The organism is Streptomyces sp. NRRL S-31, assembly GCF_000718775.1.
In the GTDB taxonomy this organism is placed as follows: domain Bacteria; phylum Actinomycetota; class Actinomycetes; order Streptomycetales; family Streptomycetaceae; genus Streptomyces.
Map to the genome: position 1 here is coordinate 36,497 of NZ_JOCB01000062.1, position 11,815 is coordinate 48,311.

12 protein-coding genes and 1 pseudogene are annotated in these 11,815 nt (G+C 72.6%); 6 read left to right on the top strand and 7 right to left on the bottom strand.

Annotated features, from left to right (window positions below; all coding sequences use genetic code 11):
- Positions 1-55: 55 nt before the first annotated feature.
- Together IF37_RS0123620 and IF37_RS0123625 are read left to right on the top strand one after the other, a co-directional pair.
- Positions 56-1,225, top strand: a complete 1,170-nt coding sequence (locus IF37_RS0123620; RefSeq protein WP_030745868.1) for an XdhC family protein — start codon at positions 56-58, stop codon at positions 1,223-1,225.
- Positions 1,226-1,429: 204 nt separating this feature from the next.
- Entirely contained in the window at positions 1,430-2,299 is an 870-nt protein-coding gene (locus tag IF37_RS0123625; protein WP_030745871.1) for a LysR family transcriptional regulator, read from the top strand.
- 43 nt (positions 2,300-2,342) lie between these two features.
- Here the strand turns inward: IF37_RS0123625 and IF37_RS0123630 are convergent, their stop codons facing one another.
- A complete protein-coding gene (locus IF37_RS0123630) occupies positions 2,343-3,083 on the bottom strand; it encodes a class I SAM-dependent methyltransferase (protein ID WP_030745875.1) in 741 nt (246 codons plus the stop codon).
- An 89-nt stretch (positions 3,084-3,172) separates the two neighbouring features.
- Positions 3,173-3,550 (bottom strand): STAS domain-containing protein, encoded by a 378-nt coding sequence (locus tag IF37_RS39630; protein ID WP_106981837.1) that lies wholly within the window; start codon positions 3,548-3,550, stop codon positions 3,173-3,175.
- Positions 3,551-3,709: 159 nt separating this feature from the next.
- Here IF37_RS39630 and IF37_RS0123640 point away from each other — a divergent pair, with 159 nt between their 5' ends.
- On the top strand, positions 3,710-4,198 hold the full coding sequence (locus IF37_RS0123640) for an ATP-binding protein (RefSeq protein WP_037856942.1): 489 nt from the start codon (positions 3,710-3,712) through the stop codon (positions 4,196-4,198).
- A 335-nt stretch (positions 4,199-4,533) separates the two neighbouring features.
- Here the strand turns inward: IF37_RS0123640 and IF37_RS44550 are convergent, their stop codons facing one another.
- From IF37_RS44550 to IF37_RS0123665, 5 genes are all read right to left on the bottom strand, one after another.
- Positions 4,534-4,689, bottom strand: a complete 156-nt coding sequence (locus tag IF37_RS44550) for a hypothetical protein (RefSeq protein WP_158727378.1) — start codon at positions 4,687-4,689, stop codon at positions 4,534-4,536.
- A 184-nt stretch (positions 4,690-4,873) separates the two neighbouring features.
- Positions 4,874-6,016 carry an MFS transporter gene (locus IF37_RS0123650; protein WP_052845327.1) on the bottom strand — a complete coding sequence of 381 codons (1,143 nt, stop codon included), beginning with the start codon at positions 6,014-6,016 and terminating at the stop codon, positions 4,874-4,876.
- 191 nt (positions 6,017-6,207) lie between these two features.
- Positions 6,208-6,756 carry a putative immunity protein gene (locus tag IF37_RS0123655; protein ID WP_030745887.1) on the bottom strand — a complete coding sequence of 183 codons (549 nt, stop codon included), beginning with the start codon at positions 6,754-6,756 and terminating at the stop codon, positions 6,208-6,210.
- Between the two features lie 155 nt (positions 6,757-6,911).
- Positions 6,912-8,435 carry a glycosyl hydrolase family 18 protein gene (locus IF37_RS0123660; protein ID WP_030745890.1) on the bottom strand — a complete coding sequence of 508 codons (1,524 nt, stop codon included), beginning with the start codon at positions 8,433-8,435 and terminating at the stop codon, positions 6,912-6,914.
- Positions 8,436-8,698: 263 nt separating this feature from the next.
- Positions 8,699-9,127 carry a DoxX family protein gene (locus IF37_RS0123665; RefSeq protein ID WP_030745893.1) on the bottom strand — a complete coding sequence of 143 codons (429 nt, stop codon included), beginning with the start codon at positions 9,125-9,127 and terminating at the stop codon, positions 8,699-8,701.
- Between the two features lie 624 nt (positions 9,128-9,751).
- Between IF37_RS0123665 and IF37_RS0123670 the strand changes: the two genes are divergently transcribed.
- The 3 genes and pseudogenes from IF37_RS0123670 to IF37_RS45255 form a co-directional block, all read left to right on the top strand.
- On the top strand, positions 9,752-10,501 hold the full coding sequence (locus tag IF37_RS0123670; protein WP_030745895.1) for a lytic polysaccharide monooxygenase: 750 nt from the start codon (positions 9,752-9,754) through the stop codon (positions 10,499-10,501).
- Between the two features lie 419 nt (positions 10,502-10,920).
- Positions 10,921-11,373 carry a DUF5709 domain-containing protein gene (locus IF37_RS0123675; RefSeq protein WP_030745898.1) on the top strand — a complete coding sequence of 151 codons (453 nt, stop codon included), beginning with the start codon at positions 10,921-10,923 and terminating at the stop codon, positions 11,371-11,373.
- A 212-nt stretch (positions 11,374-11,585) separates the two neighbouring features.
- Positions 11,586-11,815: pseudogene (locus tag IF37_RS45255) on the top strand (hypothetical protein); the annotation flags it as partial.

Sequence of the window (11,815 nt, forward strand, 5' to 3'; positions counted from 1 at the left end):
GGCCGGTCGGCCGCGACCGGCCGGGACCACACCCGACAGCAGATCGGAGACACCCATGCGAGACCTGGCGCCCCACGTGCTGGAGTGGCAGGCCGCCGGAGCCCCCTGTGCCATCGCCAGCGTCGTCGCCGTCCGGGGCAGCGCGCCGCTGCGACCCGGAGCGGCGATGTGCGTCCACGCCGACGGCACGGCCATCGGCAGTGTGTCGGGGGGCTGCGTCGAAGCCGCCGTCTACGAGCTGGCCCGTGAGGTCCTGGCCTCGGGGGAGCCGCGGTTCGTCTCCTTCGGGCCGTCCGGTGACGTGTTCGCGGTGGGACTGACGTGCGGCGGCGAGATCGACGTCTTCGTCCAGGCCGTGGAGCAGGACACGGCGCGGGTGCTCGCCGCCGCACACCTGGCCGCGGAGGCCCGGCGTCCGGTCGTTCTGGTCCGGGTGATGCCGGAGGCCGGTGGCCAGGCCGGCGGCGCCGTCGCCGTATGGGAGGACGGTCACCTGGGCAGCACCGGCAGCGCCGCTCTGGACCTGGCCGTCCTCGCCGACGCGCGCCTGATGCTCGGCCAGGACACCACCACCGTGCGGACCTTCGACAGCGGTGTGCGGGCCGAGCCCCAGGTCTTGTTCGAGGCATGGGCCCCGCAGCCACGGCTGCTGGTGTTCGGGGCCGACGCCCACGCCGCCGCCGTGAGCGGGATCGGCGCGTTCCTCGGCTACCACGTCACCGTGTGCGACGCCCGGGCCACCTTCACCACACCCGAGCGCTTCCCGCACGCCGACGAGGTCGTGGTCGACTGGCCGCACCGGTACCTGGCCGGCACGCGTACCGATGACAGGACCGTGGTCTGCGTGATGACGCACGACGCGAAGTTCGACGTTCCCGTCCTCGCCGAGGCACTGGGCCGGCCGCTGGCCTACGTGGGCGCGCTCGGCTCCCGGCGCACCCAGGCGCGAAGGATCCGCGAGCTGGCGGAGGCCGGCGTGTCACCGGAGGCGTTGGCGAGGCTGCACGCGCCCATGGGCCTCGACCTGGGCGCGTCCACGCCGCAGGAGACCGCCGTGTCCTTCGCCGCGGAACTCGTCGCGGCGCGCAGCGGACGCGGTGGCCGTTCCCTCTCCCTGCTCGACGGACCCATCCGCCCGACCGGCCACGGCGTGGTCGTGCCGGGGCGCCCCGCCGGAACCGGCCCCGTGCCCGCGCGGGCGGGCGCGGGGCTCCCGTCGGTCTGACCAGCGTGCCGTCCGGTTCCCGTGCGCGTCGGCACGCGGCCCGGACGGCCGGGGCGGCCCACCCGCACTCCCCGTACGCGGGGCAGCGGGGCGGGCCCGATCCGGCATCCGGACGGCGACGCCCGTCGCATACGATGCGGAGGAGACCGAAACCCGCCCGTCGCCTTCGCACCGGACGGAGCACTGCTTGACCGGGAGCGGAACATGGACCTACGGCAGATGGAGGTCGTCGTCTCGGTGGCGGACGCGGGCGGTTTCACGGCGGCGGCCCGTCGGCTGCACGTGGTCCAGTCCGCCGTGTCCAGCACGGTCCGCGCCCTCGAACGCGAACTGGGCACCCCCCTTTTCGACCGCACCACGCACCGCGTCGCCCTCACCCCGGCCGGCGAGGCGTTCGTCCCCGCCGCACGCGCGGCACTCCGGGCCGCCGAACTGGCCCGGGAGGCCGTCGACGCCGTACGCGGGCAACTGCGCGGCCGGGTGACCGTCGGCACGATGCAGGGCGTATGGGCCGGACTCCACCACGCCTTGGCCGCACTGCGCGCGGAGCACCCGGGTGTGGTCGTGCGACTGCGCCAGGCGGCCGTCGCCGACATCCGGCAGGCACTGCGCGAGGGCACGGTCGACCTGGCCGTGGTGGCGCTGGACCGCCAGCAGCAGCGCGGGCTCCAGACCCGGCTGCTGTCCCACGAGGAGATGGTGCTGCTGGCGGCACCCCGGCGGGTGCTCGCCGGGACGACACCGAACGGCCGGGTCCGGCTCGCCGACATCGCCCCGCTGCCCCTGGTGGACTTCACCCCCGGCTGGGCCATCCGCTACGCGGTCGACCGGGCCTTCCGTGCCGCGGGCGTCGACCGCGGCACGACGTTCGAGGTGAACGACATCGGCGCGGCGGCGGAACTCGTCCGCAACGACCTGGGCGTCTGCATCATGCCCCAGTCCATCGCGGACCGCTTCCCCGACCTGTCCCAGTACCGGTTCGACCGGCACGCGCCGAACTGGAAGATCATGGTGGTACGGCCGCCCGGCGAGCCGCTGCCGGCGGTCGCCGCGCTGCTGCGGCACATCACCTGAACGCGGCCGGACCGCCCGCGGGCCCCGAGGGCCATGACCGGCTTCACACCGGTTTGCGCCACACGGAGACGTGCTTCGCGGAGTCCTGGGTGAACGGCGTCCCGTCCCAGTCGGCGACACGGCGTTCCAGCCCGAGCCCGGCGATCCGCGCCATCAGGTCCAGCTCCGCGGGCCAGGCGTACCGGTGCCGGGAACTGCCGCGCCGGTAGCGGCCGTCGTCACCGTCGCGGGTGAGGTGGTGCGATTCGAGTACCTGCTCGACCAGGTCGAAGGTGTCGAACCCGAGGTGCCGCTCGGAGACGTCGAACGGCACCGCGACCTGACCGGGCGGCAGGAACCGCAGCGGTGGCACGTTCAGCTCGATGACGAACCGGCCGCCGGGCCGCAGGTGCCGAGCGGCGTTGCGGAAGCACTCGACCTGCTCGTCCTGAGTGAGCAGGTTGGTGATGGTGTTGTAGACGAGGTAGACCAGGGTGAATGCGCCGGGGACCACGGTGGTGGCCATGTCCCCCACCGTCACCGGCAGCGTTTCCTCGTCGGCCTTGCGCCGCAGGACCGCCGTCATGTGTTCGGACAGTTCGATGCCCGTCACCGGCACACCGCGTTCCCGGAGCGGCACGCCCACGCGTCCGGTGCCGATGGCGAACTCCAGCGCCGGGCCGTCTCCGGCGAGTTCGGCGAGGAAGGCGAGGGTCGGTCCGAGGACGGCGGCCGAGGACATCTCGCTCTCCTCGACGTCGTAGCGTTCGGCGGTCGCGCGTGTCCACAGCTCACTGCTCGTCACGGACGGCCACTCTGCCGGGCCCCGAGGGGCCCTGTCGACACCTTTACCCGCTCCGCCACCCGGCCGAAGCGGCGCCCGGCCGACGTCCGTCAGCCGAGTGCCGCGCTCAGGGTGTCGTGACAGTCGATGACGGAGTCGACGCCGACCAGGGTCAGGATGCGTCTCACGGACTCGCCGGGCGCGGCCAGCCGCAGCCAGCCGCCGGCCTCGGCCAGGGCGCGGTGGGCGGCGATGAGGATGTTGATGCCGCTGGAGTCCATGAAGGTGACCTGGCCCAGGTCCACGACGATGCGCGGCCGCCGCACGCCGGTGGCGTCGAGCGCCTGGCGCAGCGTGTCGCCGGTGTGGTGGTCGATCTCCCCGGCCAGGGTCACCACGCGGACGCCGCCGTCGGCGACGGTGGCGACGGCCGACAGCCCGGCCGGCCGCGCGGCGTGTTCGGCATTCACCATTTCTCCTTCAGCCATGCCGGTGATACTGGCACACCCGCCCCTCGCTCCACAGCGTCGCGCCCCCCGGGTCGGCATATGCCGCGGTGTGGCGAACCCGACAGGGCGCCGAGGAGTGACGCGCGCGCACGGGGGTATGTGCGGGTGATTGTGGACGAGGTAGCGGAGGCGGCCGTGGTGGGGTCGGTGCCTGTGGGAGAAGACGGCACTGCGTCGGGCGAGCAGGCCATACGGACCACGGTGGCGTTGGACGGGGACGTCACGGACATCGCCCGGGCCCGCCGTCTGGCCGCCGGTTTCCTCACCCGTGTGCAGGCCGAGTACGGGCTGCCGGTCTCGCGGCGCGCCATCGAGGTCACGCAGTTGGTGGTCAGCGAACTGGTCACCAACGCCCGCAGGCACGCTCCGGGACCGGCGCTGCTGGATCTGCGCGTCGTCGGTGACGTGGTCGAGGTGATGGTGTGGGACTCCGACCCGGTGCTGCCCGTGGCCCGGCCGGCGGACGCCGGCCGGGTGGGGCAGCACGGTCTGGAGATCGTCAAGGCGGTCGCCCGGGGCTTCGAGGCCCGGCGCGAACCGGTCGGCAAACGCGTCACCGCCCGCATCGCCCTGCTGGACGACCCGGACGGCCCGGACGGTACGACCACCGGACACCGGCCGCGGTGACACGGCGCGGGTGGGTGACCCGGAGATCCCGGCAGCGCGGATGCGCCTCGAGCCTCGAGTCCCCGCGCGCCCTCTGGGGTCTCCTTGGCGTCTCCTTGGCGTCTCCTCGGAGGTCTCGTTGGGTCTCCTCGAGTACGGGAGGACTCGACTCGAGTACGATCGGAATGCATGCGCGGGAGTGCGTGGTAGCGACCCTGCTGCACACCGAAGGGCCCCTTCCCCGGGTTGCAGCCCAGGTCGGAGGCCCTCCGCGCGATACAGCGGTGAGCCCGGCCGCCTACGAGAAGGCCGGGCTCATTCGCGCCCGCCCCACGACCTGCTCACGTCGCTCCCCGTCAGGAGAGGTGCTGCATCACGATGGTGAGGAGTCGCGCCAGCACCGGCGACCAGTCGAGCAGGATCTGCCCGCACGTCCGATGCCGTTTCCGGCGCCGTTCGGCGGCTTCCTTCTCGTCCGTCTCATCCGATGAGGCGGGTGCTTCCTCCATCATCAGGCCCTCCGCGATGTCCGGAAGATACCCGGCCGGTCGACCGGGCCTCCACGACGAGGGACCTCTCGGCCGCCTCGTGGTGAAGCGCGAGCGGACCTCCGCGGAAGACCAGGCACAAGGATAAGGGGAACTCCCCGCCGGCATCCGACATCGGCGGTATTCGACAGGACGACCAGGCGGAGGTTCACGGGCCGGAGTCGACCGGTGAGGGGGCGTCACGTCCGGGACGCGGCAGCCGCCCGCCGAGGAGCACCGCGCAGGCACCGGCGGTCAGCAGCCCACCGGCCAGGAAGGTGTCCCGTACGCCGCCCAGCGGCAGGAGTAGTCCGCCGAGCGCGGCGCCCGCCGCGATACCGCCGTTGTACGCACCGGAGTTGGCCGCGAGCGCGATGTCCGTGCGGCCCGGCGCGCAGTGCAGCACCGCGTTCTGGGTGGTCATGAACACCGGACCGAGCGCACCGCCCATCAGCGCCAGGAACACCACCGCCGCCACCGGATCGGCGCCGGCCCCGTACAGGCCGAGCATGCCCACGGCCTGCGTGGCGACGGCAGCGGTCAGCGAGGCCCGCGGAAAGCGGTCGAGCAACGCACCGGTGACGCCCACGCCGACCAGGCAGGCGACACCGAAAGCGACCAACAGGGCGCTGACCGCGCTCGGGGAGAACCCGCTCACGTCGCCCAGGAACGTCACGACGTAGGTGTACCCCGTGAACGCCCCGGTAGCGGACAGCGCCCCGGCCACGAGCACCGTCGCGAACCGGCGGGCGTCGGGGCCCGCTCCGTAGGCCGCCGGATCCTCCTCCGGCCGCGAGGTCGGCAGCAGGACGGCGATCACCAGCAGGGAGACCAGCCCCGAAGCCGCCGGCAGAGCGACGGGCAGCCGCCAGTCGCTCTGCCGGCCCAGCCAGGTCCCGGCGGGAACACCCAGCACCAGGGCGAGCGAACCGGCGACCGACAGCGCCCCCACCACACGCCCACGGATCTCGCGTGCGAACAGGCCCACCGCGACCGGGCCCAGCACGGCCCAGAACAGCGCCTGGGCGAGCGCCGTCAGCAGCCGCGCCCCGAGGAGGAGCCAGTAGGAGGTGGCCAGCGCCGCGCCCAGACTGGATACGACGAGCGCGGCCAGCAGCCCCGTCAGCACATGGCGCCGGGGCACGGCCCGCACGGCGTGGGTCAGCGGCACGGACGCGACGGCCACCGTCACGCCGTAGCCGGTGACCAGGAGACCGGCCGCCGACAGGGACACCCGGAGGCTTTCGGAGAGGGGCTCCAGGAGGCCGACGGGCAGGTTCTCCGCGGTGTTGAAGGTGAAGGCCGCCACCATCAGGGCCACGAGCACGGCCAGTGCGCGCCAGGGAGCCGGTCGTCCCGTGACCGCGGGGCCGGGTCCCGCTCCCGTCGCCCGCGTCTGGTTCGTGGCACCGTCCATGGAGGTACCCCACCGGGCCGCCCGGTCCCGCCGCAACCGAATTCGCCCGCCATACGCGAGCGGCCCGGGGAGGAGCACGGACTCCGTCAGTCGGTGCGGGCGAGGGCACGCAGGCCGGCGTCCAGCACGCGGATCAGCTCACCGACCCGTCCGCCGCCGGCCGGCGCCGCCGGGAAGCGTTGGAGTACGTCGACGACGGCCGGTGTGGCACGCCGCACCGCCCGCTCGAGGTGTTCCGCGCCCACGCCCGGGTCGTCGCCGGCGAGGAGTTCGGCCGCCCTCGCCGCGTGAGCCCCGGCCCCGAGAATGTGCTTGACCTGGGTGGCCTTGGCCAGCGGATGCAGGTAGGCGGCGCCCGCCGCGGACATCGCCGCCCACGCCGCCTCGCGCGCCGCCACGGTCCTCACGTCCTTCGCCGCCTTGAGGGCGGCCGACGCGGTGTCACGCAGCGACTTCCCGCGCTCACCGCCCCGGGCGAACTCCCACGCGGTGCGGATGGCGTCCCGAGGCCGCGAGTCGCCCGGCTGATCGGTCTCGAACACGTCCAGCACCTCCTCCGCGCACGCCGCGGCGAAGGCGGTGACCGCACGAAGGTCCCGCTTGCCGAGGACCACCTCGCTCGCTTCCCCTGCCATGGGCCCATTGTCGGTGACCGAGCGGTACCGGAACACCCGACCGCCGGGCCGGACCGACCACGGCGTGCGGCCGGGGCCCCGCGAGAGGACCCCGGCCCCGCCTCACCCGTGGTCACGCCGTCGGCCGGCCGTCCGGGCGGTGACGGTACGGCGGTTCAGCAGGCGCCGAGGTCCTGCCAGACGCCCCACTCACCGGTGGAGCCGGGCTCCTCGCCCGTCGTCCACCACTTGGCCTTCCAGTTGTGGCCCTTGTACGAGACCTGCTGGCCGCCGGTGTACACCTTGTCCTTGGCCCACGGGGCGGCCGTGCACTGGCTGCCGGAGCCGCCGGTGACGGTCAGGGAGTAGGTCGCCGAGTGGCTGCCGGAGGCGCCCGCGCCGGTCACGGTGACCGTGTAGGTGCCGGAGGCCGCGGCCGAGGTGGTGGCCAGGGTGAGCGTGGAGCTGCCGCCCGCGGTGACCGATGCGGGGCTGAGGGAGGCGGTGACGCCCGCCGGGGCCCCGCTCACGCTGAGCTGCACGCTCTGGGCGTCACCCTTCGTCACGGCCGTCTTCACGGTGGCCGTGGCGGACTGGCCGGCCGTCACGGTCCCGGAGGCCGGGGTGAGCGCGACCGAGAAGTCGTTGGACGGGGTGGTGGTGCCGCCGGTGAACGGCGCGAAGATGTGCGTGAAGTCCCACGTGTTCTGCTGGATGCCCGAGCAGTTGTCCGCGGCGGCTCCGCCCGGGCAGCCGCCGTTGTCCCGCTGCAACGCCCAGAAGGACAGGGTGTTGATGCCCTTGGCGACCGCCCAGTCGTACACGGTACGGGCGCCTGCCAGCGTGAAGGTCTCCGCCTTGCCGAAGTCGTCGACACCCGGCATCTCGGTGACGCCGACCATGTTCCACAGCTGGGCCGGGGTCTTGGCCGGGTACAGCTGGGCGAGCAGGTCGTACAGACCCTGGGCGGCGGTCTGGGTGTCCTTCGCCATGTCGTGGGTCTGGTTGTCGTAGTAGTCGAACGTCATGAGGTTCACGACGTCGATCCGGGTGCCGTTGCTCACCGCGTTGCGCAGCAGCGCCGCGCCGTTGTCCGCGAGACCGTGCGTGGTGGTCGGCAGCGTGTAGGAGATCTCCACCTTGCGCCCGCCTGCCGCCGCCCAGTCCTGGACCAGTTTGATGGCCTTGTTGCGGCGGTCGATACCGGCGGTGTTGTCGAGCGAGTCGACCTCGATGTCCATGTCGAGCCGCGAGATGTCGTAGGTGGTGATGACCTTCTCGTACGCGGCGGCGATCTGCTGGACGTCGGTGCAGCTGTCGGCGATCTCGGTACCCGTGGTGTCGGCCGTGTAACCCCCGAACGAGGGGATGACGTCGCCGCCGCCTGCCTGGATCGTCTTGATGTCGGCGCCGAAGGTCGAGGCGGCGATCGGCATGCTCGTGTCGCCGTTCCAGTACGGCGTGCAGGAGCCCTTGGAGGCGGTCTGGAGGAACGCCATCGTCAGGTGCTTGGCGCCCGACTGGGCGGACAGGGCGGCGGGGCTCTCGCCGGTCCAGGCCTCGAAGTAGGGGGCGAAGACGTGGTTCGGCAGTGGCGTCGCGGCCTCGGCGGTGCCGGTTCCCGTGAGGGCGAGGCCCACCGCGGCCGCCGTGGTGGCGGCCGCGGTGAGGGCCGCGCGGAAGGAACGCACGAGTCTCATGTCAGTCCCGGTGTCTGGAGGGGGTGGCCGATGTCCGTGTACGGACAGGGCGTTGCCGACTACTGGAATAGCGCCCGCCCCGGGAGCGGGTCAATGGTCTGGACCAAGAAGGGACTAGACCAATTTCCCGCGCCCGGATGCCCTGTCCCTGTACAGGGCACCCGGTGGCGGACTGGACCACGGCCGAACGTCCCACCAGGTCAGTCCCCGGCGACGCGCGGGCCGGCGTGTTCCGCTCGGACGGATGTCGGAGTGTTCCGGGATCACGCCGACCCGGTCGCCCCGGCACCGGACCGCCGCCGCGAAGGAAGCGTGGACGCCAGTGCCCACCGGCCCGGTCCGAAGGCGGCGATGAGGAGGAAGGACCAGCAGAACATGGCCGCCGGTTCGCCGCCGTTCTCGATGGGCAGGGCCGCCTGGGCCTGGTGCACGTCGAAGTAGGCGTACGCCATGGACCCCGAGCACAGCAGGGCGGCGACGCGAGTGCCGAGACCGCCCAGGACCAGGATTCCGCCGACCAGTTGGATGGCCGCGGCCCACCAGCCGGGCCATGCGGCGAAGTGCGGCGCGGCGCCGTGCGGACCGCCCGGGACGCCGAACAGGGTGGCGGCTCCATGGCAGGCGAACAACAGTCCCACGACGATCCGGAACAGCCCGAGCACGTGCTCCTTGCTTCTTTCCAGCGCTTCCATGGGAGGTGCTCCTCTCTCGCGCGGCGACCTCTTGGCGCTGCGCCGTGGCGGGGGGAGGCGGTGCCGAGGATGGGTTGCGCACGCGGGCGTGCCGGCCCGGGCGGCGTCGGTGCGAGGTGCCGGAGCGGTGCTCCGGCAGGGGGTGCGACCGCCGCGTCCGTGGGGTGCCGCGCGGCGGGGTGAACGGTTCCGGTGTCGTCCGGTGGCACGCACGCGCAGTCGAACTGTGAACCATCCGGCCAGCCTTGTCTAGACCAATAGCGCGGAGAAGTCCGGTGCGCGACACGATTTCCGGAGCCGGCCTTCCCGGTCGCCGAAGCGGGCGCCGGCGGCGGGCGGTTCACCTCGTCCAGCCTCTTGACCGAATCCGGTCCGAGGCTATGGTCTAGACCTAGTGGGCGTCAGGTCCAGACCTGTGCCGGCCGTCGCCCTGCCCCGTGGCGTCGGTCGCGCGAAGACGCGGCGCGTGTCCCACGCGCCGCGTCGCCAACGTGTCCGCGCACCCCGTCCGGCCGGCGGGGTGCGCGGACGGCGCGGACCACGCGACGCGACACGACCGGTCCGGCCGGACTTCACGGGCGCCTGTTCTGACACATTCCGACATTCCGAAGGAAGTGACGTGGCATGAACACAAAAAGACGCGCGGCTTTCGCGATCGGTGCGCTGGTCGCCCCGGTGCTCGCCGTCAGCCTTCCGGCGAGCACGGCCAGCGCCCACGGCTGGGTGACGCTGCCCACGAGCCGGCAGCAGCAGTGCGCCGAGGGCGTCGTCGACTGCGGCCAGATCAAGTACGAACCGCAGAGCGTCGAGGGTCCGAAGGGACTGCAAAGCTGTAGCGGCGGCCACGCGGAGTACGCCGAGCTCGACAACGACAGCAAGGCGTGGAAGGTCACGCCGGTCGGCACGACGGCGACGTTCACCTGGCACAACACGGCCCGCCACTCCACCACCAACTGGCAGTACTTCATCGGTGGGCAGAAGATCGCCGAGTTCGACGGCCGCAACCAGCAGCCGGCGGCGGACGTCAGCCAGCAGGTGAACTTCGGCGGCTTCACCGGCCGCCAGAAAGTACTCGCCGTCTGGAACATCGCGGACACCGGCAACGCCTTCTACTCCTGCGTCGACGTCAACATCGGCGGCACCGGTGGCGGCACGGGCGGTGGCACGGGTGGCGGCACGGGCGGTGGCACGGGTGGTGGCACCGGCGGCGGAGACACCTGCACCACGCCGGCCTGGGACGCCGCACGGGTCTACAACGGCGGTGACACCGTCTCCTACGGCGGCCACAACTGGCGTGCCAAGTGGTGGGTGTCGGGCGACAAGCCCGGTACCACCGGCCAGTGGGGCGTCTGGGAAGACCTCGGGGCCTGCTAGACAACGCACCCGACCCGTCGGCGTGCGCTCCCCGGAGCGCACGCCGGCCCCTGCGCGACCGAACGGCTGAACGGCTGCACGACCGAACCCCTGAACGGGTCGCGCGACCGAACGGCTGAACCGCCGGCCCGGCGCCTGGACCCCGGCACGGTCACAGCGAACCGCTGCGACCCCGGCTGCGACGCCACCGGCCTCGACCGTGACCTGCCCGGAGCCGACGTCCGGGATGTCCCGCAAGCGCCCTGCCGTAGCCCAGAAGTGCAAGATCGTGCCGGGTGCTGCTGACCGGCGGCACCGGGCGGGTTATATGGACGCGTCACCGCTTCCGAGAGGACACCGGTGCGGGGCGAAGATGCGGTGAGGGATGACAGCCCCCATTCCTCCAGGCGGATGACGATGGAGCGCAGTTGACTGCTGAGATGATGGGTGACGACGTCTACCAGCCGGACGGGTCCGATGTGCAGGACGACGTCGGCCTGCTGGACGCGTCGGACACCCTGGACTACCGGGGCGGCGACGAGGCTCTGGACGAGGGCTACTCGCCCCCGGAGAGACCGTGGGGCGTTGAGCACACCGGTGTCACGGCGTCGGAGCGGTGGCGAGGGGAAAGCCTGGACGAGCGCCTCGCGGAGGAGGTGCCCGACATAGGTGTCCCGGAGGGCGACGGGCTCGGCGACACCTGGGGCACGGACGGCGAGCTGATCGACTACGAGGTGGGCGACGAGCGCGCCGGCCGGCTCGTGGCGCCGGACGAAGGCAGTCACGAGAACACCGAGTCCGACCTGTTCGCGTCCGACATGGGACTGGACGGAGCCGGGGCCTCGGCGGAGGAAGCGGCGATGCACGTGATCCCCGACTCCGAGTCCTACTGAGGTCCGCGCGCCCGCGAGACGGGCCGCTGTCGCACCGGGACGGGTGACGTGCCCCATAGGGCGCGTGTCACGTCCTGGGCGGGTTCGTAGGTGTGTACGGCCCCGACCAGCAGGGAAAGCCCCGATATGCCCGTTTGGCGCATTTTCTCCTACCTGGGGTAGTAGGTCACACTCTTGCCCCGCTTTCGGTGGGCCGCTAACCATGGTGGTCGTTGCCGTACGCCGCAGGGCACAGCCCGGTGTGGACCACCGGACCGTTCCTGCGGCGTCGTGCAGACAGGGCCTCGACCGCGACGCCCTGCGGGCCGCGACCGGGACATCCGGCCGGCGCCTCGAACGACGTCCTCCAGGAGAGTTCCTTCCCCATGCTCGCGTTCACCGCCACCCGCCGCCTCGCCCGCCTGCGCTCCCTCGCCCTGACGGGTCTCGCCACGACCGGCGC

Bases quoted from the DNA above. Each gene is read 5' to 3' on its own strand.
- IF37_RS0123665 (WP_030745893.1), bottom strand. From the start codon at position 9,127: ATGGAAGCGCTGGAAAGAAGCAAGGAGCACGTGCTCGGGCTGTTCCGG.
- IF37_RS39630 (WP_106981837.1), bottom strand. From the start codon at position 3,550: ATGGCTGAAGGAGAAATGGTGAATGCCGAACACGCCGCGCGGCCGGCC.
- IF37_RS0123675 (WP_030745898.1), top strand. From the start codon at position 10,921: ATGATGGGTGACGACGTCTACCAGCCGGACGGGTCCGATGTGCAGGAC.
- IF37_RS44550 (WP_158727378.1), bottom strand. From the start codon at position 4,689: ATGATGGAGGAAGCACCCGCCTCATCGGATGAGACGGACGAGAAGGAA.
- IF37_RS0123650 (WP_052845327.1), bottom strand. From the start codon at position 6,016: ATGGTGGCGGCCTTCACCTTCAACACCGCGGAGAACCTGCCCGTCGGC.
- IF37_RS0123655 (WP_030745887.1), bottom strand. From the start codon at position 6,756: ATGGCAGGGGAAGCGAGCGAGGTGGTCCTCGGCAAGCGGGACCTTCGT.
- IF37_RS0123620 (WP_030745868.1), top strand. From the start codon at position 56: ATGCGAGACCTGGCGCCCCACGTGCTGGAGTGGCAGGCCGCCGGAGCC.
- IF37_RS0123625 (WP_030745871.1), top strand. From the start codon at position 1,430: ATGGACCTACGGCAGATGGAGGTCGTCGTCTCGGTGGCGGACGCGGGC.
- IF37_RS0123670 (WP_030745895.1), top strand. From the start codon at position 9,752: ATGAACACAAAAAGACGCGCGGCTTTCGCGATCGGTGCGCTGGTCGCC.
- IF37_RS0123660 (WP_030745890.1), bottom strand. From the start codon at position 8,435: ATGAGACTCGTGCGTTCCTTCCGCGCGGCCCTCACCGCGGCCGCCACC.